Origin of the sequence: Lutibaculum baratangense AMV1 (assembly GCF_000496075.1) — a bacterium.
Classification (GTDB): Bacteria; Pseudomonadota; Alphaproteobacteria; order Rhizobiales; family Tepidamorphaceae; genus Lutibaculum; species Lutibaculum baratangense.
The window spans coordinates 73,303-97,712 of the sequence record NZ_AWXZ01000031.1 but is presented as its reverse complement, the minus strand read 5'-3'; the positions used below and the strand labels follow the sequence as shown (position 1 = coordinate 97,712).

The following is a 24,410-nucleotide window of genomic DNA, read 5'->3' as shown; positions in this document are numbered from 1 at the left end:
CCGGCGCCTCGCGACACTCTGCGACACTTTTCTATGCCGGCCGGGGAGAAACGGCAGGTTCAGTCACCGGCTTCCTTGGGCGTGTCGCCCTTCCACGGCCCCCCATGCACGCCCTCGACATACGCGATCTGAACGATCCGCATCACCGTCGCGCCGAGCGGGACGGCGAGCGCGACGCCCAGCAGGCCGAACAGCACGCCGGCGACGAGCTGCAGGCTGAGGGTGAAGGCCGGCGGCAGGCTGATCGTGCGCCTCTGGACGACGGGCTGGATGACGTTGCTCTCGAGCGCCTGGATCAGCAGGTAGACGCCGAGCCCGACGAGGGCCATCTGGGGGCTCTCGGACAGGCCGGCGAGTATGATGGGAATGCCGGCCAGGACGGGCCCGATGAGCGGGATGAAGGCGAGGACACCGGCCTGCACCGCCAGCAGGGTGGCAAAGGGCATGCCGACCGCGAGTAGGAGGACGAGACTGAAGCCGAAGATGATGCCCATGCTGATCACCTGGCCGACGAGCCACATCCTGAGGGTATGGGCGGAGTCGTGCAGGACCTCGGAGGCGCGCGGGCGGCTTCGCGGCGGAAACAGTGACACGAGCCCCCGCTTGTAGACATACGGATCGAGCGCGAAGAACAGTCCCAGGAACAGGAGCAGGATGAAGTTGCCGGCCCCGCCGAAGAAGGTGAGGACCGCCTGCGTCGCGCCCCCGAAGATCGACGACGTGTCGGGCAAGAGCCCCTCGATCCCCGTGGCGTTCTCGCCTTCGCTCAGCAGGCCCAGGTCCACCAGCTGCTCCTGGAGCTGGCGCAGCTGGTCCTCGAGAACGGAGGCCAATTCGTTGATCTGCGCGATGATGGCCTGCGCACCGTAGGCGAGAGCGGCGGCGACGACCGTCACCAGCAGGATCACGACCGAGATGACGCGCCACTTGCGATGGACCGGCAGCACGTGACCGAGGAGGCGTGCCAGGGCGTCGAAGCACGTGGCGAGCAGGATGCCGCCGAAGATCACCAGTATCGCGACCGACGCCTGCCACACGAGATACGCGAACGCCGCGACGCCGACGCCTATCGATGCGCAGACGAAAGCCGTGCGGGCGATGCCCCCGGGCTCGTGCCGCTGCCGGGCTGTGCTCACGATTGCCTCCTGTCCGCGACCTCGCCCGTCGTTGGGCCGGCTCGCGTGTCGCGCAACGATCGTAGCGCCGTCACGGGTCCCTCTGGTCCGGCATCCGCCCTTTTGGCACCCCTGCCGGATCGCGCCACTTGCGCCGCGGTGCGTCATGCCCCATTCAACCCCTGCTCGACGGCCATCCAGCGGAGCTAACGGCAGAACATGCGTGTCCTCGTCACCGGCGCGGCCGGCTTCATCGGCTTCCACCTGTGCCGGCGCCTGCTGCGCGACGGGCACGACGTGACGGGTTACGACGGCTTCACGCCCTACTATGACGTCGGACTGAAGCGGGACCGGGCGCGGAGCCTCGGGGGCCACGAGCGTTTCGACATGGTCGAGGCGATGCTCGAGGACCACCCCCGGCTGATCGAGACGGCGCGGCGCGTCGGTCCGGAGATCATCGTCCACCTCGCGGCGCAGGCCGGCGTGCGGTATTCGATCGAGAACCCCCGCGCCTACGCGGACGCGAACCTCACCGGCTCCTTCAACGTCCTCGAGGCGGCTCGCGAGGTGAAGCCGCGTCATCTCCTGCTGGCTTCGACGAGCTCCGTCTACGGGGCGAACGAGGCGATGCCCTTTCGCGAGACGGACGCGGTCGCGCACCCGCTTACGCTCTACGCCGCCACGAAGACCGCGATGGAGGTCATGTCGCACGCCTACGCGCAGCTGTTCGACCTGCCGACGACGTGCTTCCGGTTCTTCACGGTCTACGGCCCCTGGGGACGGCCGGACATGGCGCTCTTCAGGTTCGTGGAGGCAATCCTCGCCGACCGCCCGATCGACGTCTACGGGGAGGGGCGCATGAAGCGCGACTTCACCTATGTCGACGATCTCGTGGAGGCGATCGTCCGGCTCTGCGACGTTGTGCCGGCCGCCGGCAGGCCGGTCGAAGTCGAGGGTGGGGCGGACAGTCTCTCCCCCGTCGGTCCCCACCGCGTCGTCAACATCGCAGGCGGCGAGCCGGTCGAGCTTCTCCGTTTCGTGGATACGGTGGAGCAGGCCGTCGGCCGGCCGGCGCTGCGGAACCTCCTGCCGATGCAGCCGGGCGATGTCCGAGAGACCTTCGCGGATCATCGCCTCCTGAAGGCGCTGACGGGCTATCGCCCCGCGACGCCCATCGAGGTGGGCGTGCCCGCCTTCGTCGAGTGGTATCTCCGCCGCCACCGGCTCTGACGCCCGATCCGCCCGTGCGGAACCGGACGCTCCTCCTCGCGTTCAGCCTGCCACCTGATGTGGAAGAAGGAGTATCCCCCATGGCGGACGGAAACGGCGGCGGCAACACGATGCTCGCCTTCATCGTCGGCGGCATCTTCGTGGTCGTTCTCCTCATGTTCTTCGGGTTCGGCGGCTTCGGCCTCGTCGGCGGCGGCGGTGGTGGCGGCGGCGGGCCCGACGTGGACGTGTCGATCGAGGCGCCGAGCGGGGGCGGCGACGCGCCGGCCGGCGGCGACGCTCAGTAAAGCGCGTCCGTCGCCCGGCACTCCCGGCCGAACCGGCAGCCGCCGTGACCGTTAGGCTTGCCGCAGGCCCGCAAGGGCACGCGGTCTTCAGCTAGAGAGGTGGCATGGCGGGGCAGGATTTCAGCAGGAACGACGACGGGCCGGCGAGCGATGCCGGCACCAACACGAACATCACCCGCACCGAAGCGAAGGAGGTCCGGCACCGCCAGAGGCTGCGGGCGCCGGTCATCTACGAGATCATCCGCCGTGGCGGGCGCGAGGAGCTGGGGCGGCCCGCGAAGTCGCTCTTCTTCTCCGGCGCCGCGGCGGGCGTCTCGCTGAGCTTCTCCGTGCTCGCGCAGGCGCTGCTGCGAAGCCATCTGCCGGATGCCGATTGGCGCCCGCTGATCGAGTGCCTCGGCTACAGCGTCGGATTCCTGATTGTCGTGCTGGGGCGCCAGCAGCTCTTCACCGAGAACACGATCACCGCGATCCTGCCGCTCGTGAGGGCGCGCACGAGAGAGCGCTTCCTCGGCGTTGGCCGCCTGTGGTCGATCGTGCTCCTCGCGAACCTCGTGGGCACGTTCGCCGCGGCGCTCTTCAACTCGGTGCCGCACGTCCTCGACGAGGCGACGTTCGGCCACATGATGGACATCTCCCGGCACGCCATGGACAAGGGCTGGATGGAGATGCTGCTGAAGGGCGTCACGGCCGGATTCCTCGTCGCGGCGATGGTCTGGCTTCTCGCCGCGGTGGGAAGCTCCGAGTTCCTGGTCATCGTGACGATCACCTACATCATCGCGCTCGGAGAGTTCACGCACGTCATCGCGGGGAGCTTCGAGGCGTTTCTTCTCGTTGTTCAGGGCGAGATGGGCGTCTTCGCGATGGTCTTCGGCTTCCTCATCCCGGCGCTCATCGGGAACATCATCGGCGGGACGGCCCTGTTCACGGTCATTTCATACGGACAGGTCGCCGAAGAGATCTGATTTCCAGACGCTTGTACGGGAACGACGTCGGGAAGTGAGCCGTTGGCGACCAGAGAGGATGATTGCCATGGCCGAGAAACGCTCCGACGGCGGGCGCCGCGATTTCCTGAAGCTCGCAACGCTGGGCACCGCCGCGGGCGCCGTGATCGCCGCATCCGGCGACGCGGTGGCCGAGGACGCACGGGATGCCGCCGCCGCCGCCGACTACCGCGAGACGGAGCACGTGAGGACCTTCTACCGCCTCGCCCGCTTCTGAACCGCTGACACTCCCGTTGCCGATCGAGAGGATGGAGCGCTGATGCTCAGGAAGAAGTCCGCCACCACCTCCGTGCGCAGACTGAGCGCCAGCCTGCCGCTCGGGCAAGCCGACGGGCTCGACCGTCGCACGTTCCTCCGAAACTCCGGCGTGAGTGCGGTGGCGGCGGGCCTGATGAGCGGCCCGCTGGTGACCCGCAGGGCGTCGGCGCAGAACGCGCAGGCGCCCGAGCCGCCGCAGCTGAAGAAGACCGTCTGCCCCTACTGCGCCGTCGGATGCTCGCTCTGGGCGGAGGTCGAGAACGGCGTGTGGATCGGGCAGGAGCCGGCCTTCGAGAGTCCCGTGAACATGGGCACCCACTGCGCCAAGGGGGCGGCCGCCCGCGAGCAGGCGATCGGCGAGCGGCGGCTGAAATACCCGACGAAGCTGGTCGGCGGGCAGTGGGTTCGCGTGAGCTGGGAGGAGGCGATCGAGGAGATCGGCGACCGCCTGCTCAGCATCCGGGAGGAGATGGGCCCCGAATCCGTCTACTGGCTCGGCTCTGCGAAGTTCTCGAACGAGATGGCCTATCTCTGCCGCAAGTTCGCCGCGCTCTGGGGCACGAACAACGTCGATCACCAGGCGCGCATCTGTCATTCGACGACCGTCTCCGGCGTGGCCAACATGTACGGCTACGGCGCGATGACGAACTCGTTCAACGACATCCACAACGCGAAGTCGATCTTCCTCCTCGGTGGCAACCCGGCGGAGGCGCATCCGGTCTCGATGCTGCATCTCCTGCGCGCCAAGGAGAACGGCGCGAAGCTGATCGTCGTGGATCCGCGCTTCACGCGCACCGCCCGCCACGCGCACGAATATGTCCGCATCCGGCCCGGCACCGACGTCGCGTTCATGTGGGGCGTGCTGCACCACATCCTCGAGAACGGCTGGGAGGACCAGGAGTATCTCGGCCGGCGCGTCTTCGGCTTCGACGAGGTGCGCCGCGAGGTGCAGAACTATCCGCCCGATGTGGTCGAAGAGATCACCGGCATCGCGGCGGAGCAGGTCGAGCGGGTGGCGCGCATCATCTCCGAGAACCGCCCAGGCACGCTGATCTGGTGCATGGGGCTCACGCAGTCCCACATCGGCAACTCCAAGACCCGCGCCGCGTCCACCATCCAGCTCGCGCTCGGAAACATCGGCAAGGTCGGCGGCGGCGCCAACATCTTCCGCGGCCACGACAACGTGCAGGGCGCGACCGATCTCGGCCTCATGTGCCACTCGCTCCCTGCCTATTACGGCCTGACGGAGGACGCGTGGCGACACTGGTGCCGCGTCTGGGACCTCGACTACGAGTGGGTGAAGGGCCGCTTCGCCTCCCAGGATCTGATGGAGGGGCAGGGGATGCCCGTCTCGCGCTGGTTCGACGGCGTGCTCGAGCCGGCGGAGAACATCGACCAGCCGAACCCCGTGCGCGGCATGATCTTCTGGGGCCACGCGCCGAACTCGCAGACCCGCAACCCCGACCTCGTGAAGGGCCTGAACACGCTCGACACGCTCGTCGTCATCGACCCGCACCCGACCCTGACGGCCGTGCTGCACGATCGCACGGACGGCGTCTACCTGCTGCCGGCGACGACGACGATGGAGTACTCGGGCTCGGTGACGAACTCGCAGCGCGCGGTGCAGTGGCGTGAGAAGGTCGTCGATCCGATCTTCGACGCGAAGAACGACTACGAGATCGCCTACCTGCTGGCGCGGAAGCTCGGCTTCGCCGACGAGCTCTTCAAGCACATCGGCATCGAGGACGGCGAGCCGGTGGCCGAGGACATCACCCGCGAGTTCAACCGCGGCACGTGGACGATCGGCTATACCGGCCAGAGCCCCGAGCGGCTGAAGCGCCACATGGCCAACCAGGACAAGTTCGACACCACGACGATCCGTGGCGTCGGCCCCGTGGAAGGCGAGTTCTACGGCCTGCCGTGGCCGAGCTGGGGCAGGCCCGAGATGGGGCACCCGGGGACCCACATTCTCTACAACACGGACCTGCCGGTGGCGGAAGGCGGGCTGCCGTTCCGGGCGCGCTGGGGCGTCGAGCACGAAGGGCAGAACCTGCTCGCCGAAGGCAGCTACACCAGGGGCTCCGAACTGACCGACGGCTATCCCGAGTTCACCTACGCGATGCTCTACAAGCTCGGCTGGAACCGAGAGCTAACCGAGCGGGAGCAGCTGATCATCGCCGCAATCGCCGCGGAGAGGTTCGAGCACGACATGTTCGACATCTCCGAGGTTGCGGCGAAGGAACGCCTGGACGAGATCCTCGCGTCGGTCCGTCGGCCGTCCGGCGACGTCGAGCAGGTCCCGCGGAGCCGGTCGGGCCAGCGCAAGGCAGCGGCGGCGACCGAGATCTACGAGCGCTTCGACCCGGAGGAGTCCGGGGAGGACGAGGAGGACAGCGGCAGCCGGGATCAGCAGGGCTCAGGCGGGCAGGACACCGGCACCGCCGATTTCGGCGGCGGCGGCGAGCGCTCGGCGGAGAACGAGCTCGAGGGCGATTTCGTCGACCGGCTTATGAAGGTGAACTGGAAGACCGACCTGTCGGGCGGCATCCAGCGGGTCGCCATCGCCCATGGCTGCGCCCCGTTCGGCAACGGCAAGGCGCGCACGGTCGTGTGGAACTTCCCCGACCCCGTTCCCGTACACCGCGAGCCGCTCTACACGCCGCGCCGCGATCTCGTGGAGCGCTACCGCACCTATGACGACCGCCGCGACTATCGCCTTCCCGTTCTCTACTGGTCGATCCAGCAGGTCGACTACACCGGCGAGTTTCCGATGTCGCTCACCTCGGGCCGTCTCGTCGAGTTCGAGGGCGGCGGCGACGAGACGCGGTCGAACAAGTGGCTGGCCGAGTTCCAGCAGCAGATGTTCGCGGAGGTGAACCCGCAGGATGCGGTCGCCGCGGGGGTGTCGAACGGCGAGTTCATCTGGGTCCTGACGCCCGAAGGCTCGCGCGTCAGGGTCGCCGCGCTCGTGACGCCGCGGGTCGGTCCCGGCACCGTCTTCATGCCGTTCCACTTCGGCGGCGTCTACCAGGGCAAGAACCTCGCGGACCGTTACCCGCCCGGCACCGTCCCCTACGTCCTCGGCGAGGCCTGCAACACCGTTTCGACCTACGGCTACGACGTCGTGACCTTCATGCAGGAATCGAAGGCGACGCTCTGCCGGATCGAGAAAGCCTGACGAGGAGCCAGTCGATGGCGAGGATGAAGTTTCTCTGCGACGCCGAGCGCTGCATCGAGTGCAACGCCTGCTCGACCGTCTGCAAGAACGAGCATCAGGTGCCCTGGGGCATGCTGCGGCGGCGCGTCGTGACGCTGAACGACGGGGATCCGGAGGAGCGCTCGATCGCGATCTCCTGCATGCACTGCACCGACGCTCCGTGCATCGCCGTCTGCCCGGTCAGCTGCATCTACCAGACCGACACCGGCATCGTGCTGCACGACAAGGACCTCTGCATCGGCTGCGGCTACTGCTTCTACGCCTGTCCCTTCGGGGCGCCGCAGTTTCCGAAGGCCACGAATTTCGGCTCCCGCGGCGACATGGACAAGTGCACGTTCTGCGCCGGCGGGCCCGAGGCGGACAACTCCGAAGAGGAGTACCTCAAATACGGGCGCAACCGGATCGCGGAGGGGAAGCTCCCCCTCTGCGCGGAAGTCTGCTCGACGCGCGCACTTCTCGCAGGTGACGGAGCGATCGTCGCGGACATCTACAAGGAGCGCGTCGTGAAGCGCGGCTACGGCAGCGGGGCGTGGGGCTGGTCGACGGCCTATTACGGCCCGCTCATGGGCGAGTGAGAAGGAGCGGGACCATGATGCTACGGGGTATCGCGGCATTCGTCGGCGTCGTCTGCCTCGCCCTCATCGCCTGGATCGCCGTGCTGGCTCTCGGGCCGGAGCACCGCGTCCTTCCCACGAACGGTGTCATCGGCGGGCAGGCTGCCGATGATCCGGTGCAGGGCACTGGTGGCCGGGAGGCGCTCGACCAGCGTGCCAGGCTGATGGACTGGCGCGGCGACACCGGCCCGTCGCCCGACGCCCCCGCGCCGCAGGCCGGGCGGAACGAGCCCCCGCTCGCGGTCCTTCCGGACGGTGGGCCGCGGGTCTTCGAGGTTTCGCCACGGGAGACCTACGAGGCCTGGCTCGCGCGGGTGCAGGAGGACGACCCGCTGCTGCAGGACCCTGCCTTCCACGCCGGATCCTCGACCCTTCCCGGCCGCGCGATGCAGGTCTTCGAGCAGCCGCAGGGCCGGGACTGGCGGAGCACGCGCAACGGCCTGATCAGCTATGGCGGCGGCTTCCTCGTCTTCGGCGTGACGGCGCTTCTCGCCTTCTTCCTCGCCATCAGGGGACGGGTGGAGGTCAAGGAGGGCTTCAGCGGCCGCACCGTGCAGCGCTTCAACCTGATCGAGCGGGCGAACCACTGGATGACGGCTGTGAGCTTCCTGCTGCTCGCGCTGACCGGCATCGTGATCCTCTACGGCACGAACATCATCCGGCCATGGCTGGGGCCCTCCCTGTTCGGGGATCTCGCGCAGGGCTCGGTGTGGCTCCACATGGCGCTCCTCGTGCCGTTCACGCTCGGGATCAGCCTCATGTTCGCGATGTGGGTATGGCAGAACATCATCACGGGGATCGACCTCAAGTGGCTCAAGAAGGGCGGCGGGATGGTCAATCCCAACGTGGAGCCGCCGCCGGCGCCGCGCTTCAACGCCGGGCAGAAGATCATCTTCTGGCTCGTCGTGATCGGCGGGTTCACGCTGATCGCCACGGGGATCATCATGATGTTCCCCTTCATCGTCTTCGGCTACGACGGCATGCAACTCGCCCAGTCGATCCATGCCGGCGCCGCGCTGGCCATGATCGCGGTGATCATCGGGCACATCTATATCGGCACGGTCGGGATGGAGGGCGCGTTCGACGCGATGTGGTCCGGCCGGGTCGACCGCAACTGGGCGCACGAGCACCATCTGATCTGGTACGAGAAGCTCGTGCGCAAGGGCAAGGCGCCGCCGGAGCCGGCGGAATGAGGAGGTGCTGATGAAGGGTTTCCTCGCCGGCTCGGTTCTGGCCCTGCTGCTCGCCGGGCTGACGATGTGGGGCTACGACAGGTTCGCCGTGTCGTCGGCGGACCGCTATGCCTCGCGCGACACGATCCACGTCGAGCAGCACGACAACCCCCGGCTCAACCAGGGGCCGCCCGAGATCCCCGAGCCCGCCTACTGAGGCTCGGTCCCTTCGCGGGGGCCGCTCGGCCGTGTGAGAATGAAGGTGACGACGCCGACGGCGGTGGCGGCCTGCAGGCCTATCACCCACCAGGCCATTCCCGCCGCGAGGCTGATGCCGAGGGCGGCGGCGAGGGCCACCATGGCTGCGACCTTGGCGCGACGCCTGATCGCACCGTGCTCGCGCCAGTCGCGGATGGGCGGCCCGAGCCGCGGATGCTCGACGAGCCAGTCGTGGAAGCGCTGCGAGGAACGGGCGAAGGAATAGGCGGCCAGGAGGAGGAACGGCGTCGTCGGCAGAAGCGGCAGCGCGATCCCGAGCACGCCGAGCGACACCGACAGCCATCCGAGGCCGAGCCAGATCAGGCGCAAGCGTTCAGGTCCTCAGCAAGAGACGGACCGGCACGGCCGGCCACCGTTATCGTAGCCGCCTCGCTGCGATAAAGGCAGCCGCGGCCAGGCCCAGCGCGCCGATACCGATCGCCGCACCCATCGGCAGCGCGCTGCGGGGCCAGTCGCCGTGCGGGCCCGTCACGGTTTCGTCCGGCTCGAAGAGCACGCCGTCGCTGACCGGAACTTCCTCGGCGTGCTTCAGGTAACTGCCGAGGAGGAAGCCGGAGATCGTCTCCGTCAGGTGGGGTGCTGCGATGTCGGAAAGGCGCGTGAGGCGCGACAGGATGCCGGGCAGGTGAGACGCGCGCGGGTGTCGCGCGAGATGGACGATGCGCTCGGCGATCGTCTCCACATCCCAGGCGCCGGGTGGAAGACTGACCTTCTTGCCGGCGTAGTTCGCTCCGTGACGGAGACCCGGCGTGTCGAGGAAGGTCGGGTAGATCGCGCAGACATGGATGTCGCGGCAGTCGGAGTACTCGGCGCGCAGCGCACGCGTCAGGCCGCGCAGGCCCGCCTTGCTCGCGCCGTAGGCGACGGAGTAGGGCGTGGGCGACCACGCGCCGACCGAGTTCACGTTGATCAGGACACCGTGACCCTGCCGCTCGAACACCGGCATCGCGGCGTAGGCGCCGTTGAGCGGGCCCATGAGGTTCGTGCGGATGACCTGCTCATGCGCCGGCATCGGCGTGTCGAGGAAGTCGCCGACGGCGCCGGTTCCAGCATTGTTGATCCACACGTCGATCCCGCCGAAGAGGTCGACCGCGATCTGCGCCAGGCCGATCATGTCGCGGATGTCGGTCGCGTCGCCGACCACCGAGAATGCCTCGCCACCGAGCCTTCGGCACTCGCCGACGACCTCCTGCAGCGGTCGCTCACCGCGTGCTGCGAGCACCAGCGTCGCGCCACGGCGGGCAAATGCGTGCGCGGTGGCGCGGCCCAGCCCGCTCGACGCTCCGACGATCACCACGACCTGGTCGTCCATCCGTCCGTTCCGCATGTCTCCGGGCCTCCCTTCGCTCGAGTGAGGGCGATGAAGCCCAACACCCGGGCTGTCGGTCGGTTCCTGACACCCGTGCAGCGGCGCGTGCCGCGGTCTGTCGCAACGTCATCAGACCTTCGGCGATGTGGACAATCATGCGCGAGGCAGATACCTGTTATGCAAAACCATAACGTCTGCGAGAGGGCGACAAGGTGGGGAAATGACCGGCTTCATACTCGAGACCGAAGGTCTTACGAAGCAATTCGCCGGTTTCGTTGCCGTTAAGGACGTCCACCTCAAGGTTCGGGAGGGGACGATCCATGCCCTCATCGGCCCGAACGGCGCAGGCAAGACGACCTGCTTCAACCTGATCACGAAGTTCCTCCAGCCCTCCGCCGGCACCATTCGGTACGACGGCAAGGACATCACGAAGGCTGCGCCGCACGACGTGGCGCAGGACGGGCTCGTCCGCTCCTTCCAGATATCGGCCGTCTTCCCGCACCTGACCGCGCTCGAGAACGTGCGCCTCGCGTTGCAGCGCCCGACCGGCCTGTCGTTCCGCTTCTGGAAGGCCGAGCATGTCCTGGAGAGCCTCAACGAGCGCGCCCGGGACCTGCTGGAGGCGGTGGGCCTGAGCGAGTTCGTGGAGACCCCGGCGGTGTCGCTGCCCTACGGGCGAAAGCGGGCGCTGGAGATCGCCACGACCCTCGCCCTCGAGCCGAAGGTCATGCTCCTCGACGAGCCGATGGCCGGCATGGGGCACGAGGACATCGCACGCGTCTCGGCGCTCATCCGGAAGGTGTCGAAGGACCGCACCGTCCTGATGGTCGAGCACAATCTCGAGGTGGTGGCCGACCTCTCGGACACGATCACGGTGCTGCAGCGCGGACAGATCCTGGCGGAAGGCACCTACGAGGAGGTGTCGCGCAACGAGGAGGTGCGGCAGGCCTACATGGGGACGGGCGATGAGTGACCGGCCGGCGATTCTCGAGGTCCGCGACCTGCATGCCTGGTACGGCGAATCGCACATCCTGCACGGCGTGAACTTCGCCGTGGGTGAGGGGGAGGTCGTGAGCCTTCTCGGGCGCAACGGCGCCGGCAAGACGACGACCCTGCGGGCGATCATGGGGCTCGTGGGGCGCCGCACGGGGGCGATCAAGCACCGTGGCGACGAGATCGTCTCGCTGACGCCCGACAGGATCGCCCGGCGCGGCATCGCCTATTGCCCGGAGGAGCGGGGGATCTTCGCGAGCCTGACGGTCGAGGAGAACCTGATGCTGCCGCCGGTCGTGCAGCCGGGCGGCCTGCCCGTCGAGGAGATCTACGAGCTCTTCCCGAACCTCAAGGAGCGCCGCACGGGCGCCTCCGGCACGAGGCTGTCGGGGGGAGAGCAGCAGATGCTGGCGATTGGCCGCATCCTCCGGACCGGGGCCAAGCTCCTGCTTCTCGACGAGCCGACCGAAGGGCTCGCGCCCGTGATCGTGCAGCAGATCGGCGCGAGCGTCCGGCGGCTGCGCGACCTCGGCTTCACGATCCTGCTCGTCGAGCAGAACTTCCACTTCGCGGCCCGGCTGGCCGACCGCCACTACGTCATCGAGCACGGCGTCGTCGTCGATCGCTACAGCCGGGACGACATCAACCAGCGGATGGGGGAGCTCAACAAGCTCCTCGGCGTCTGAGAGCACGACCAGGTCCGAAGGGCCGTTCCACAGGGAGGAAGACCATGAGACTGACGAAACTGGCACTCGCGACGACGGCCCTGGTGGGGCTCGCGACCGGTGCCGCGCAGGCCGAGATCTCCGACGGCGTCATCAAGATCGGCGTGCTGAACGACCGCTCCGGCCTCTACGCCGACCTGTCCGGCGAGGGCTCCGTCGTCGCCGCGCGCATGGCCGTCGAGGATTTCGGCGGTGACCTCCAGGTCGAGATCCTGTCGGCCGACCACCAGAACAAGCCCGATGTCGGCTCGTCGATCGCGCGGCAGTGGATCGACCAGGACGGCGTCGACCTGATCATCGACGTGCCGACCTCGTCGGTGGCGCTGGCGGTGCAGCAGGTGACGTCCGACACCGACACCGCCTTCATCAGCAGCGGCGCCGCCACGACGGCGCTGACGAACGACCAGTGCGCGCCGACCTTCGTGCACTGGACCTACGACACCTACGCGCTCTCCGTCGGCACCGGCAAGGCGGTGGTGGAGCAGGGCGGCGACAGCTGGTTCTTCCTGACCGCCGACTATGCCTTCGGCCATCAGCTCGAGGCGGACACGAAGCGGGTCGTCGAGGAGAATGGCGGTCAGGTCGTGGGCCAGGTGCGGCACCCGCTGTCCACCACCGACTTCTCGTCGTTCCTGCTGCAGGCGCAGTCCTCCGGCGCGAAGGTCATCGGCCTCGCCAATGCCGGCGGCGACACGACGAACGCGATCAAGCAGGCGAACTCCTTCGGCATCGTCCAGGGCGGCCAGCAGCTCGCGGCGCTTCTGGGCTTCATCACCGACGTGCACGCCCTCGGGCTCGACGTCGCGCAGGGGCTGACGCTGACGACCGGCTTCTACTGGGATCGCACCGACGAGAGCCGCGAGTTCTCCGAGCGCTTCGGCGAGCGCATGAACGGCCAGATGCCGACCATGGTGCATGCCGGCGTCTACTCCGCCGTCGCCCACTACCTGAAGGCGGCCGCGGAGATCGACGACGATGGCGGCAAGGCGGTCGTCGACCAGATGAAGACCGTGCCGGTCAACGACTTCTTCGCCGAGAACGGTGAGATCCGCGCCGACGGCCGCATGATCCACGACATGTATCTCGTGCAGGTGAAGACCCCCGAGGAGTCCGAGAAGCCCTGGGACTACTACAACATCCTGGCGACGATCCCGGCGGCCGAGGCCTTCCAGCCGCTCGAGCAGAGCACCTGCAGCCTCGTCACCAACTGACCGGGCTCGGTCCCACCAGGCCCGGGGCGTTCTCGTCCCGGGCCGTCCGCCACGTGTAGAGAGGAAAGCGGCGCATGCAGACGATCCTCGGCATCCCGGCACCCCTGCTGTTCGGGCAGCTGCTGATCGGGCTCATCAACGGCGCGTTCTACGCGCTCCTGAGCCTCGGCCTGGCCGTGATCTTCGGCGTGCTGAACGTCATCAACTTCGCCCATGGCGCCCTCTACATGATGGGGGCGTTCGTCGGCTGGTTCCTGCTCACGCATCTGGGCATCGGCTACTGGCCGGCCCTCGTCCTCGCGCCGCTCGTGGTCGGCGCGATCGGCATCGTGATCGAGCGCACGATGCTGTCGCGCCTCTACGACCTCGACCACCTCTACGGGCTGCTTCTGACCTTCGGCCTCGCGCTGATCATCGAGGGCCTGTTCATCAACTACTACGGCGTCTCGGGCCAGCCCTACGCGCCGCCGCAGGCGCTGCAGGGGGGCTACAATCTCGGCTTCATGTTCCTGCCCGCCTATCGCGGCTGGGTGATCGTGGCCTCGCTGATCGTCTGCTTCGGCACGTGGCTTCTGATCGAGCGCACGCAGCTCGGCGCCTATCTGAGGGCGGCGGTCGAGCGGCCGGAGCTCGTCCGCGCCTTCGGCATCAACGTGCCGCTGATGATGACGCTCACCTACGGCTTCGCGGTGGCGCTGGCCGGCTTCGCCGGCATCCTCGCCGCGCCGGTCTACACCGTCAGCCCCATCATGGGGCAGAACCTCATCATCGTCGTCTTCGCCATCGTCGTGATCGGCGGTCTCGGCTCGATCCTCGGCTCGATCGTGACCGGGCTCGGCATCGGCCTCGTCGAGGGGCTCACCCGGACGTTCTGGCCGGAAGCCTCGTCGACCGTCGTCTTCGTCATCATGGCGATCGTTCTCATTCTCCGGCCGCACGGCCTGTTCGGGAGGCCACGCGAATGAGCGAAGCCGTGATGAACCTGCGCTCGCGCGGAGGGCGGCGCGCCACCAGCTGGATCCTCGCGGCGATCGGCCTCGCGATCATCATCGTCGCGCCGCTGATCGGCCTCTACCCCGTCTTCCTGATGAAGCTCATGTGCTTCGCGCTCTTCGCCTGCGCCTTCAACCTGATGCTCGGCTATGTCGGCCTCCTCTCCTTCGGCCACGCCGCCTTCTTCGGCATGGGGGCCTACGTGGCAGGGCATGCGGTGAAGGTCTGGGGCGTCACGACGGTGCTCGGCATCTTCGGCGGCGCGGTCGTGGCGGGGATCATGGGGCTCGTCTTCGGCGCGATCGCGATCCGGCAGAAGGGCATCTACTTCGCGATGATCACGCTGGCGCTCGCACAGATGGTCTATTTCTTCTGCCTGCAGGCGCCGTTCACCCATGGCGAGGACGGCATCCAGGGCATTCCGCGCGGCACGATCCTCGGGCTCGTCGACCTGCGCAACTCGCTCGCCATGTACTATTTCGTTGCCGCGATCTTCCTGGCGGGGTTCCTGGTGGTCTACCGAACGATCCACTCGCCGTTCGGGCAGACGCTGAAGGGCATCCGCGAGAACGAGGCGCGGATGGTCTCGCTCGGCTATCCCGTCGCGCGCTTCAAGGTGCTCGCCTTCACGATCTCGGCGACGCTGACCGGGCTCGCGGGGGCGACGAAGGCGATCGTGTTCCAGACGGCGACCCTCACGGACGTGCACTGGCACATGTCGGGCGAGGTGGTGCTGATGACGCTGATCGGCGGCATGGGCACGATCTTCGGCCCGGTCGTCGGCGCCGGCATCATCATAACGCTGCAGAACTACCTCGCGACGATGGGGAGCTGGGTCACGGTCGTCATGGGCACGATCTTCGTGATCTGCGTCCTGACCTTCCGGCGCGGCGTCGTCGGCGAGATCCTGGCGCGCCTGAAGTAGGTCAGGCCTCGATCGGCGTGCCAAAGCCCCTGGCGCGCGCGGCCTGAAGCGCGCGGTTGGCGATGGCGGTGTCCTGGACGCCCGTGCCGGTGAGGTCGCAGATCGTCACCTCGTCCTCGGAGCGGCGCCCGGGCTTCAGGCCCGCGCAGATCTCGCCGATCTCGTCGATCGCCCCGTCCGGCATGCGGCCGGCCGCCTTCGCCGACCGCAGCTCGCCGCGCTCGAGCGACTGCTGCAGCCGGTCGACGACCACCCGTCCGGCCGCCTTCAGCACCTCGGGCGCGAGCTCGTTCTTCTCCGGCGCGTCCGAGCCCATTGCGGTGACGTGCAGCCCAGGGTGCAGCCAGTCCGCCTCGAGGACGGTTGTGCGGGCCGGTGTCGTCGTCACCACCGCCTGCGCCCGCCGCACGCACTCCGCGGCGTCGTCGGCCACCGATGTGCGGCAGCCGAGGGCGCCGGCCATCCTGTCGGCGAAGCGCTTCGCCTTCTCCCGGTCGCGCGCCCACACGACGAGCTCCTCGAACGGCCGGACGAGCCGCAGCGCACGCGCCTGCAGCTCGGCCTGAACGCCCGCCCCGATCACCCCCGCCGTGCGAACCTCGCGCGGGGCGAGATGGCGGGCGGCGACCGCGCCGGCCGCGGCCGTGCGGATGTCGGTGAGGTAGCCGTTGTCGAGGAGCACGGCCTTCACGACGCCGGTGCGGGCGTCGAGCACCACCATGAGGCCCGACAGGCTCGGCAGGCCGAGCCCGGGGTTGTCGAAGAAGCCGGGGCTCACCTTCACGGCGAACCCGTCGAGGCCCGGAACGTAGGCCGTCTTCACGTCGACCTCGCCATTCGCCGCCTCGATCGCCATCGACAGGACGGGCGGCATCACGACGCCGCCACGGGCGAGGGCGGCGAACGCCTCCTCCACGATGTCGACGGCCTCGAGGTCGAGCGTGACGCACTCGCGCAGCTCGCGCTCGGTGAGGATCGTGATCTCGGGCATCAGCTGGCCTCCAGGACGGCACTCAGGAACTGGCGTGTCCGCTCTTCCTTCGGGTTGCCGAGCAGCTCCGCCGGAGCCCCCTGCTCGGCGATCTTGCCCTCGTAGAAGAAGCAGACGCGGTCGGCGAACTCGCGGGCGAAGCCCATCTGGTGGGTGACCATCAGCATGGTGAGGTCGTGCTCCTCGCCGAGCCGGCGGATCACGTTCAGGACCTCGCCGACGAGCTCGGGGTCGAGCGCCGAGGTCACCTCGTCGAACAGCATCACCTTCGGCCGCATCGCGAGGGCGCGGGCGATCGCCACGCGCTGCTGCTGGCCGCCGGACATCTGGGAGGGGTAGTGGCCCATCTTGTCCCTGAGGCCCACCATCTCCAGAAGCTCGCGCGCCCTGTCCTCCGCCTCCCGCCGCGACAGGCCGAGGACCCGCATCGGCGCCTCGATGCAGTTGCCGAGCGAGGTCATGTGGGGGAACAGGTTGAAGTGCTGGAAGACCATGCCGATCTTGCCGCGCATCCGCCTGAGATGGCTTTCGTTCGCGCGGACGAGCTGGCCGTTCCTCTCCATATGGGTCAGCGGCTCGCCGTCGACGTGGATCACGCCGCCGTCGATCTTCTCGAGCGTCATCAGCATGCGCAAGACGGTCGTCTTGCCGGATCCGGACGGTCCGATGATCGCGACCTTCTCGTTGCGCGCGATGTCGAGGTCGAGCTCGTCGAGGACGACGAGTGAGCCGTAGCGCTTCGTGACCCGCTCGAAGCGGACCATCGGCTGCGACGTCTCGGGAGCGGGGCTTTCGGTCATCGCGTCAGACCTTCGACAGGCTGAGCCGCGCCTCGACCCGGCGGATGAGCCAGGCGGCTGCGAGGCTGAAGACGAGGAAGAACAGGCCGACCAGCGTGATCGGCTCGGTGTAGCGGAAGCTCTCGGACCCCAGGATCTTCGCGGTCTGCATGAGCTCGAGAACCGCGATCGCGGAGAGCAGGGGCGTCTCCTTGAAGAGGGCGACGAGATAGTTGCCGAGCGCCGGGACGATCGGCGGGATGGCCTGCGGGATGATGATGTCGCGGAAGGTGTGGTACGGGCTCAGGTTGAGCGCGAGCGACGCCTCCCACTGGCCGCGGGGGATGTTCTCGAGGCCGGCCCGGTACACTTCGGAGCAATAGGTCGCGTAGTGCAGGCCGAGCGCCAGTATGCCGGCCGTCAGCGCGCCGATCGTGATGCCGAACTCCGGCAGCACGAAGAAGATGAAGAAGATCTGGATCAGGAGCGGCGTCGACCGCACGAACTCGACGAGGGCCGCGACCGGCAGACTCACCCAGCGGGCGCGCGACATGCGCAGGACCGCGAAGACGAGCCCCAGCACGGCCGCCAGCACGAAGCCGAGCAGCGTCGCCTGGATCGTCACGATCGACGCGCGGGCGAGGATGGGCAGGATCTCGATCGCGTAGTTCCAGTCCCAGAACATCACGCCCTCCCGCGTCCGATGCCGCGGGCGGCGCGCTCCTCGAGCGCGCGCATCCCGACGGTGATGACGGAGGAGATCGCGAGGTAGATCAGGAGCACGATCGTGAAGATCTTCACCGTCTCGAACGTGATCTGGTTGAGCTGCTGCGCCCGGAAGGCGAGGTCGGAGATCGTGATGAGCGAGACGAGCGCCGTCGCCTTGAGAAGCTCGATGAAGAGGTTGCCCCAGGGCGGGATCATCGCGACGAAGGCCTGCGGCAGGATCACCCGCCGCAGCGCCTGCGCGCGCGTCATGTTGAGCGCGACCGTCGCCTCCCACTGCCCGCGCGGCACCGCATTCACGGCGCCCCGGACGACCTCGGCGCCGTAGGCCCCGACATTGAGGCCGAGCGCGACGATGCCGACGGTCATCGGCTCGAGCAGCACCCCGAAATGGGGCAGCACGTAGAACAGCCAGAACAGTTGGACGAGGGCGGACGTGCCGCGGAAGAGCTCGATATAGGCGACCGCGAGCCAGCGCAGCGGCGCCGGGCCGTACATCTTCGCCATCGCCGCGACGAGCGCCGCCGCGACCGCCACGGCGCAGCCCCCGATCGTGATCTCGATCGTGACGACGGCGCCGGCGAGCAGCTGCGGCAGGAAATCGCGCAGGCCCGGCAGCCCCGCCACTGCGAGGCCTGCCGCGAAGCAGACGATGCCGCAGACGACGAGCGCTCTCATCGGCTCATGGTCCAGCCTTTCGTGATGAGAGGCGCGCCAGGGCGGCGCGCCTCGCGCCGTCTCAGCCCGCGGAGCAGAGCTCCTCGGTCGTCATCGTCGGCAGGAAGCCCTCGCCGAAGCCGAAGGGGGTGACGAGCTCGATATGCTCCTCCGACCCCACGAAGTTCTTCAACTCCTCGTTGAAGGCCTCGTAGAGCTCGGTGTCTTCCGGCCGGAAGGCGAAGCCGCCATGCCCCATGACCGATTCTCCGGCGACCTCGGCGAAGGGCGCGGTCGATTCGACGCCCTCGTTCCGCTCGGCCATCTGCTTGATCGACAGGGCGGTCAGGGCCGCGGCGTCGGCGCGCCCGGCCTTCACGGCGCTCGCGAGGCTCGCCTGGTCGGGCAGGATCACGAGCTGGCCGTCCGACACGCCGGCGTTCCGCGCGTAACCCGCCTCGACCGCGCCGGCCATCACGGCGAGCTTCAGGTCGGCGTTGTCGGCGATCGTCTGGTAGGTCTCGATGCCCTTCGGGTTGCCTTCCGCGACGAGGAAGGCCTGGCCGATGCCGTATGAAGGCTCGGAGAACTGCACCTGCTCGCAGCGCTGCGGCGTGATGAACATGCCGGCTGCGATGATGTCGAAACGGCCGGCCTTCAGGCCCGGGATGAGCGAGCCGAACTCGGTCAGGACGCCGTCGACCTCGCCGATCCCGATCTTCTCCAGCACGGCCTTCGCGACCTCGGGCGCCTCGCCCGTCAACTCACCCGAGGGCGTCGCGTAGCCGTAGGGGGCTTCGTTCGCGAAGCCGACGCGGATGTAGCCCTGCTCGCGCGCCTTCTCGAGGGTCGACTGCGCCGCGGCCGGACCTATGGATCCGACATTCGCTGCCGCTCCGACGACGGCCACCACGGCCGCGAGCCCCAGTCCCTTCAGGATGGTCCGCTTCATCGTTTGCTCCTCTCCTCTGGTCGTTCGAGCAGGCGGAAGGCCTCCCGCTGCAGTCGCGTCGGCTACAGATCGTCTCGAAGAAGCTGTTCAGGCCCCCGCCGCCCCTGTGCCGCGGGACGTGCGCGCGCGGGGTGCGCGGCAGGTTTCCGACGGCTGTTGGACCTCAAAACGGTAGCAGAGGCTTCACGCCGGTGGGAACCCTGCCAAAAAAGTTAGCGGCTGCAGCAGATGTCGGGGACGCGCCTCCGGAAGAACCGGGGCGGCCCGGCCCGCGTTCTCTCACGACAACTGCACCCGGAGACCCCGACCATGAGAGACGGTCGCGTCGCCCGCCACACGGCGGGTTCCATCAACCACGAGATCGAGAACGAGACCGAGGCGAGCATCCACCACCAAGCCCGCCACCCGCACGAGATTCCCCGCCGCCTGCGGGAGCTCGACGAGGAGTGGGACGTGGAGCGCGTTCTTGAGGCGAACGCCGCGACGCTCGCCTTCACCGGCACCGTGCTCGGTGCGGTTCATGACAGAAGATGGCTCGTCCTGCCCGCCGCGGTGACGGCTTTCCTCCTACAGCATGCGGTGCAAGGCTGGTGCCCGCCGCTCCCGGTCCTGCGCCGGATGGGCATCCGCACGAAGCGCGAGATCGAGGCGGAACGCGCGGCGCTCAAGGCGTTGCGAGGAGATTTCGAGGCCGTCGCCCCCCGCTCGGCCGACCCGCGACGTGCGGCGGCCGAAGCGTTCCGCGCCGTTCGACACTGACAGACCTTCGGGCGACCTCGCCCGTTGTGGAAAGCTTCTTCGGCGTAACCGGAAATCTCGGGGCATTAACCGGCAGTTAACCATAAGGGCGCGAAATCGAGTTCGCGACCCGAACTTGGTGAATATGCCGTGAACGCACCCGTTAACCCACGCAATGCCCTGAAGATGAAGGCGCGCTCGCTGCTCGCCTTCGTTCTGCAGCCGGACGGCGAGCTGACGGACTGGCTCGTCGGCCTCGACCACTGGCTGAAGGGCGCTCCCGACTTCTTCGCCGGCCGTCCCGTCCTGCTCGACCTGTCGAACCACACGGTCGATCGCGAGACGCTGCTCGATCTCCTCTCCAGGCTCAGCCAGCGCGGCATCCGCGTGATGGGCATAGACGGGGTGGAATCGGCGTGGCTCCCGATGGGCATGCCGCCGATCATCAGCCAGGCCCGCCAGGCCGGCATGCGCGAGATCACCGCGGCCGCCGCCCTGACGGCCGAGGCGTCCGCCGCCGGCGAGGAGAAGCCCGGCGACGAGGCCGCGCCCTCGACGGAGGATCTGGCTTCCGGCGGCAAGACCCTCATCATCGACGGCCCTGTCCGCTCCGGACAGAGCATCGTCAATCCGGACGGCGACGTCATCGTCACCGGTGCCGTGTCCTCCGGTGCGGAGGTCGTCGCCGGCGGCTCCGTCCATGTCTACGGCGCGCTGCGCGGCCGGGTCTGCGCCGGCGCCTCCGACGACGAGAACGCCCGCATCTTCGCCGGCCGGCTCGAGGCGGAGTTCGTCGCCATCGGCGCCGTCTTCATGACGGCGGAGACCATGGACCCCCTGCTGCGCAGCAAGCGCGTGCAGGCGCGGCTGGACGGGGTGTCCATCCGCTTCACCACTCTCAACTGATCGAACCGCGGAGGACGCGCAGAGATGTCTAAGGTACTGGTCGTCACATCGGGCAAGGGCGGGGTCGGCAAGACCACCACGGCGGCCGCTCTCAGTGCGGCGCTCGCCGGCGAGGGCAAGAAGGTCGCCGTCGTCGACTTCGACGTGGGCCTGCGCAACCTGGACCTGATCATGGGCGCCGAGCGTCGCGTGGTCTTCGACCTGATCGACGTGATCAACGGCGACGCGAAGCTCTCGCAGGCCCTGATCAAGGACAAGAGGATCGAGACGCTCTCGCTCCTTCCCGCCTCCCAGACCCGCGACAAGGACGCGCTCACCGAGGACGGCGTGAACGGCGTCATCGAGGAGCTGAAGAAGAGCTTCGACTGGATCGTCTGCGACAGCCCCGCCGGCATCGAGCGCGGCGCGACCCTCGCGATGCGCCATGCCGACGTCGCCCTCGTCGTGACGAACCCGGAGATCTCCTCCGTCCGCGACTCCGACCGGATCATCGGCCTGCTCGACTCCAAGACGCTCAAGGCCGAGACGGGCGGCGACATCGAGAAGCACCTCCTTCTCACCCGCTACGACACGCGCCGCGCCAGCAGGGGCGAGATGCTGAAGGTCGAGGACGTGCTCGACATCCTGTCGATCCCGCTGCTCGGCGTCGTGCCGGAGAGCGAGGACGTCCTCAAGGCCTCGAATGTCGGCTCGCCCGTGACCGTCTCGAACCCGCAGAGCGCCGCCGGCATGGCCTACATCACCGCCGCGAAGCGCCTCGAGGGCGCGGACCTGCCGCTGACGGCGCCGACCAGCCGCTTCGGCTTCCTGAAGTTCTTCGGGCGGAGGGCTGCGGCATGAAGATCCTCGACTTCCTGATGCGCCGCTCGAGCGCGCCCGTCGCGCGCGACCGGCTGCAGATCCTTCTCGCGCACGAGCGCTCGGGCACGGGCAACGCCGAGCTGATCAACCAGCTGCGCGAAGAGGTTCTCGCGGTCATCGCCAAGCACGTCTCCGTCGATCCGGAGAAGGTGCAGATCAAGATGGATCGCGGCAGCCCGATCTCGACGCTTGAGCTCGAGATCGAGATCTCCGGCCTGCCGAGCGCCAAGGCGGCCTGAGGAACCGGAACGGCTCCTGCGCGGTTGCGGCTGCGTCGGAGAATCCCATATCCAGACCTCGCGCGGCAACCGCGCGAGGTCGGCCTTGAAGCGGAATCTGTGAAGGAGAGGACCCGTGACGGACGTCGGACTTCTCGGCCGCTTCAGATGGGCGCTTCGGGCCGCGCCGGCCGAGAGGACGCGGATCTCCGAACGCCAGAGCGGCGCCATCCCCTATACCGTCGTCGACGGCATCCCCGTGTTCCTGCTCGTCACATCGAGGCGGAGCGGACGCTGGATCTTCCCGAAGGGTGGCATCGGCTCATCCCTGACGGCGGCGCAGTCGGCGGCCCGCGAGGCCTTGGAGGAGGCCGGCGTCGAAGGCGACGTCGACGTCAGCGCCATCGGCTCGTTCCGGACCTGGAAGATCCGCGGCATCAGGCGCCAGGCGATCGAAGTCGACATGTATCCGCTACGCGTCATCCGTCAGCTCGACGACTGGCAGGAGCAGTCGCAGCGCCGGCGCCACTGGGCGACGCTTCAGGAGGCGCGGCGGCTGATCAGCGAACGCCGGTTGAAAGACCTTCTCGGGCAGCTCGATCGCCGCGAGCGCGGGCATGTCCAGCCGCCCGACACGCTGTCGGCCGCGGATCTCCACGACTGAGCGTCGAACTCCGCTCTCACAGCGAACCCACGGTCGCCAGGCTCAGGACGCCGTAGAGCGTCGCCGCCAGAAGGGCGGATGCCGGCACGGTCACGACCCATGCCGCCCCGATCGCCAGCGCGTAGCGCCGCCGCACGAGATAACGCTTCTGCCGCTTCTGCATTCGGGCGACCGCCTGCTCCGGCGTCTCGTTGAGGGTGGCGACCTTCAGGAACCTCGTGCGGGGCTGGACGGCGGGGTTCGGGATTCCCTTGTTCATCAGCCTCTCGCGAAGGAAGCCGACGCCGAACACGCCGCCGACCGCGACGTGGGTCGACGACACCGGCAGGCCGAGCGCCGAGGCCACGAGCACCGTGACGGCCGCGGAGAGGGCGACGCAGAAGGCACGGCTCGCGTTCATCCGGGTGATGCTCTGGCCGACCGTGCGGATCACCCTGGGGCCGAACAGGGCGAGTCCCGTGGAGATGCCGACGGCGCCGATCATCAGGACCCAGAGGGGCAGGGGGACGTCCTGCGGAGCGGCCATGCCGCTGCCCGCGGCGGAGACGATGGCCGCCAGCGGCCCGACCGCGTTCGCCACGTCGTTCGCGCCATGGGCGAAGGACAGGAAGGCCGTGGATATGATGAGTGGCAGGGCGAAGAGGTTCGCGACCGCCTTGCGCTCGTCCGGCATGCCGACGGACTGCTGGCGTATCCATGGCCGGGCGACGATCCATCCCGCGAGGAAGGCGAGAAGCCCCGCTGCGAGCACGAGCCATGTCGGCGGCGCCCACACATGCGAGAGCCCCTTCAGCATGAGGTAGCTCGTGAAGACGCCGGCCATCAGCCCCACCATCGCCGGCACGTAGCGGCGCCCGGCACGGACCCGGTCGTCCTCGCGCAGAAGGACCGTCCTCTTGAGCGCCCAGAGCAGGGCGGCCGCGATGACGCCGCCCATGACGGGGGAGATGATCCAGCTCGCCGCGATCGCGCCCATCGTCGGCCAGTTGACGACGTCGAGGCCCGAGGCCGCGACCGCCGAGCCGAGGACGCCGCCGACCACGGAATGGGTCGTCGACACGGGGGCGCCGAGATAGGTCGCGAGGTGGATCCACATGGCGGCGGCGAGGAAGCCCGCCATCATCACGATGATGAAGCGGGTGGTCTCCATCGTCGGCGCGGGGCGGACGATGTCCTTGGAGATGGTCCCGACGACGTCTCCCCCCGCGATCAGCGCGCCCGCCGCCTCGAAGATCGCCGCGATGATCAGGGCCTGCATCAGGGTGAGCGTGCGCCCGCCGACGGCCGGTCCCATGTTGTTGGCGACGTCGTTCGCGCCGACATAGAGGGCCATGTAGCCCGCGATGAAGGCGGCCACGACCACGTAGAGACCGAGAGGGCCCGACGCGACGAAGGTGGCCGCGAACACGGCCACGGCGGCGAGGAAGACGATGGCCAGCCCGGGGGGCGCGATGGCGCGGGTGAGGCCGCTGCTGGCCTCGTCCAGGCGCGCGAGCTTTTTCAGCTCCTTGTCGACGGCGTGCTTGGGCACGGTCTCGTGGTCCTTCCTCGCTCGGGTGCGGAAGCTATCGCGGTCGGGGCGGGCG

Annotated in this window: 27 protein-coding genes; 18 read left to right on the top strand and 9 right to left on the bottom strand. The window is 68.4% G+C overall.

Annotated elements, in window-relative coordinates:
* Positions 1 to 59: 59 nt before the first annotated feature.
* Complete coding sequence (locus N177_RS11725) at positions 60 to 1,136, bottom strand: AI-2E family transporter (RefSeq protein ID WP_023432549.1); 1,077 nt, start codon at positions 1,134 to 1,136, stop codon at positions 60 to 62.
* A 198-nt stretch (positions 1,137 to 1,334) separates the two neighbouring features.
* Here N177_RS11725 and N177_RS11720 point away from each other — a divergent pair, with 198 nt between their 5' ends.
* The 8 genes from N177_RS11720 (at position 1,335) to N177_RS11685 (ending at position 9,114) form a co-directional block, all read left to right on the top strand.
* Positions 1,335 to 2,345 (top strand): NAD-dependent epimerase/dehydratase family protein, encoded by a 1,011-nt coding sequence (locus N177_RS11720; protein WP_023432548.1) that lies wholly within the window; start codon positions 1,335 to 1,337, stop codon positions 2,343 to 2,345.
* Between the two features lie 80 nt (positions 2,346 to 2,425).
* Positions 2,426 to 2,632, top strand: a complete 207-nt coding sequence (locus tag N177_RS11715) for a hypothetical protein (RefSeq protein WP_023432547.1) — start codon at positions 2,426 to 2,428, stop codon at positions 2,630 to 2,632.
* A gap of 104 nt (positions 2,633 to 2,736) precedes the next feature.
* Positions 2,737 to 3,597, top strand: a complete 861-nt coding sequence (locus N177_RS11710) for a formate/nitrite transporter family protein (protein ID WP_023432546.1) — start codon at positions 2,737 to 2,739, stop codon at positions 3,595 to 3,597.
* 67 nt (positions 3,598 to 3,664) lie between these two features.
* Positions 3,665 to 3,853, top strand: a complete 189-nt coding sequence (locus tag N177_RS11705) for a twin-arginine translocation signal domain-containing protein (RefSeq protein ID WP_023432545.1) — start codon at positions 3,665 to 3,667, stop codon at positions 3,851 to 3,853.
* A 42-nt stretch (positions 3,854 to 3,895) separates the two neighbouring features.
* Positions 3,896 to 7,072, top strand: a complete 3,177-nt coding sequence (locus N177_RS11700; RefSeq protein WP_023432544.1) for a formate dehydrogenase subunit alpha — start codon at positions 3,896 to 3,898, stop codon at positions 7,070 to 7,072.
* Between the two features lie 14 nt (positions 7,073 to 7,086).
* Complete coding sequence (gene fdh3B, locus N177_RS11695) at positions 7,087 to 7,686, top strand: formate dehydrogenase FDH3 subunit beta (RefSeq protein ID WP_023432543.1); 600 nt, start codon at positions 7,087 to 7,089, stop codon at positions 7,684 to 7,686.
* A 14-nt stretch (positions 7,687 to 7,700) separates the two neighbouring features.
* Positions 7,701 to 8,918 (top strand): formate dehydrogenase subunit gamma, encoded by a 1,218-nt coding sequence (locus N177_RS11690; RefSeq protein WP_023432542.1) that lies wholly within the window; start codon positions 7,701 to 7,703, stop codon positions 8,916 to 8,918.
* A gap of 10 nt (positions 8,919 to 8,928) precedes the next feature.
* Positions 8,929 to 9,114 (top strand): hypothetical protein, encoded by a 186-nt coding sequence (locus tag N177_RS11685; RefSeq protein WP_023432541.1) that lies wholly within the window; start codon positions 8,929 to 8,931, stop codon positions 9,112 to 9,114.
* On the opposite strand, the gene N177_RS11680 is transcribed toward N177_RS11685, so the two are convergent.
* Positions 9,108 to 9,485 carry a YbaN family protein gene (locus N177_RS11680; RefSeq protein ID WP_023432540.1) on the bottom strand — a complete coding sequence of 126 codons (378 nt, stop codon included), beginning with the start codon at positions 9,483 to 9,485 and terminating at the stop codon, positions 9,108 to 9,110. The two genes, N177_RS11685 and N177_RS11680, sit on opposite strands and share 7 nt — an antisense overlap.
* Before the next feature lie 46 nt (positions 9,486 to 9,531).
* Entirely contained in the window at positions 9,532 to 10,503 is a 972-nt protein-coding gene (locus N177_RS11675) for an SDR family oxidoreductase (protein ID WP_023432539.1), read from the bottom strand.
* A 202-nt stretch (positions 10,504 to 10,705) separates the two neighbouring features.
* Here N177_RS11675 and N177_RS11670 point away from each other — a divergent pair, with 202 nt between their 5' ends.
* The 5 genes from N177_RS11670 to N177_RS11650 all read left to right on the top strand — a co-directional run bounded on the left by N177_RS11670 (position 10,706) and on the right by N177_RS11650 (position 15,332).
* Positions 10,706 to 11,458, top strand: coding sequence for an ABC transporter ATP-binding protein (locus N177_RS11670; protein WP_023432538.1), 753 nt, complete (start codon positions 10,706 to 10,708; stop codon positions 11,456 to 11,458).
* Positions 11,451 to 12,164, top strand: a complete 714-nt coding sequence (locus N177_RS11665; protein ID WP_023432537.1) for an ABC transporter ATP-binding protein — start codon at positions 11,451 to 11,453, stop codon at positions 12,162 to 12,164. The genes N177_RS11670 and N177_RS11665 overlap by 8 nt, the downstream gene beginning before the upstream one ends.
* Before the next feature lie 50 nt (positions 12,165 to 12,214).
* Entirely contained in the window at positions 12,215 to 13,414 is a 1,200-nt protein-coding gene (locus N177_RS11660) for an ABC transporter substrate-binding protein (RefSeq protein ID WP_200863396.1), read from the top strand.
* Positions 13,415 to 13,488: 74 nt separating this feature from the next.
* Complete coding sequence (locus tag N177_RS11655; RefSeq protein WP_023432535.1) at positions 13,489 to 14,379, top strand: branched-chain amino acid ABC transporter permease; 891 nt, start codon at positions 13,489 to 13,491, stop codon at positions 14,377 to 14,379.
* Positions 14,376 to 15,332 carry a branched-chain amino acid ABC transporter permease gene (locus tag N177_RS11650; RefSeq protein WP_023432534.1) on the top strand — a complete coding sequence of 319 codons (957 nt, stop codon included), beginning with the start codon at positions 14,376 to 14,378 and terminating at the stop codon, positions 15,330 to 15,332. The genes N177_RS11655 and N177_RS11650 overlap by 4 nt, the downstream gene beginning before the upstream one ends.
* Position 15,333: 1 nt before the next feature.
* Here N177_RS11650 and N177_RS11645 read toward each other — a convergent pair whose 3' ends face one another.
* From N177_RS11645 to ehuB, 5 genes are all read right to left on the bottom strand, one after another.
* Complete coding sequence (locus N177_RS11645; protein WP_023432533.1) at positions 15,334 to 16,323, bottom strand: cyclodeaminase; 990 nt, start codon at positions 16,321 to 16,323, stop codon at positions 15,334 to 15,336.
* Positions 16,323 to 17,123 carry an ectoine/hydroxyectoine ABC transporter ATP-binding protein EhuA gene (ehuA, locus tag N177_RS11640; RefSeq protein WP_023432532.1) on the bottom strand — a complete coding sequence of 267 codons (801 nt, stop codon included), beginning with the start codon at positions 17,121 to 17,123 and terminating at the stop codon, positions 16,323 to 16,325. The genes N177_RS11645 and ehuA overlap by 1 nt, the downstream gene beginning before the upstream one ends.
* 4 nt (positions 17,124 to 17,127) lie before the next feature.
* Positions 17,128 to 17,787: an ectoine/hydroxyectoine ABC transporter permease subunit EhuD gene (ehuD, locus tag N177_RS11635; protein ID WP_023432531.1), complete on the bottom strand. Its 660-nt coding sequence runs from the start codon at positions 17,785 to 17,787 to the stop codon at positions 17,128 to 17,130.
* Positions 17,787 to 18,506: an ectoine/hydroxyectoine ABC transporter permease subunit EhuC gene (ehuC, locus tag N177_RS11630; protein WP_023432530.1), complete on the bottom strand. Its 720-nt coding sequence runs from the start codon at positions 18,504 to 18,506 to the stop codon at positions 17,787 to 17,789. Before ehuC ends, ehuD begins: the two co-directional genes overlap by 1 nt.
* 61 nt (positions 18,507 to 18,567) lie before the next feature.
* Positions 18,568 to 19,437 (bottom strand): ectoine/hydroxyectoine ABC transporter substrate-binding protein EhuB, encoded by an 870-nt coding sequence (gene ehuB / locus N177_RS11625; RefSeq protein WP_023432529.1) that lies wholly within the window; start codon positions 19,435 to 19,437, stop codon positions 18,568 to 18,570.
* Between the two features lie 309 nt (positions 19,438 to 19,746).
* On the opposite strand from ehuB, the gene N177_RS11620 reads away from it, so the two are divergent.
* From N177_RS11620 to N177_RS11600, 5 genes are all read left to right on the top strand, one after another.
* Entirely contained in the window at positions 19,747 to 20,196 is a 450-nt protein-coding gene (locus tag N177_RS11620; protein ID WP_023432528.1) for a DUF2892 domain-containing protein, read from the top strand.
* A 129-nt stretch (positions 20,197 to 20,325) separates the two neighbouring features.
* Positions 20,326 to 21,081 (top strand): septum site-determining protein MinC, encoded by a 756-nt coding sequence (minC, locus tag N177_RS11615; protein WP_040485662.1) that lies wholly within the window; start codon positions 20,326 to 20,328, stop codon positions 21,079 to 21,081.
* Between the two features lie 24 nt (positions 21,082 to 21,105).
* Positions 21,106 to 21,921 carry a septum site-determining protein MinD gene (minD, locus tag N177_RS11610; protein ID WP_023432526.1) on the top strand — a complete coding sequence of 272 codons (816 nt, stop codon included), beginning with the start codon at positions 21,106 to 21,108 and terminating at the stop codon, positions 21,919 to 21,921.
* Positions 21,918 to 22,181 (top strand): cell division topological specificity factor MinE, encoded by a 264-nt coding sequence (gene minE, locus N177_RS11605; RefSeq protein ID WP_023432525.1) that lies wholly within the window; start codon positions 21,918 to 21,920, stop codon positions 22,179 to 22,181. The genes minD and minE overlap by 4 nt, the downstream gene beginning before the upstream one ends.
* A gap of 115 nt (positions 22,182 to 22,296) precedes the next feature.
* Positions 22,297 to 22,824, top strand: a complete 528-nt coding sequence (locus tag N177_RS11600; RefSeq protein WP_023432524.1) for an NUDIX hydrolase — start codon at positions 22,297 to 22,299, stop codon at positions 22,822 to 22,824.
* 16 nt (positions 22,825 to 22,840) lie between these two features.
* Here N177_RS11600 and N177_RS11595 read toward each other — a convergent pair whose 3' ends face one another.
* Positions 22,841 to 24,355, bottom strand: a complete 1,515-nt coding sequence (locus N177_RS11595; protein WP_023432523.1) for an inorganic phosphate transporter — start codon at positions 24,353 to 24,355, stop codon at positions 22,841 to 22,843.
* Positions 24,356 to 24,410: the final 55 nt, after the last annotated feature.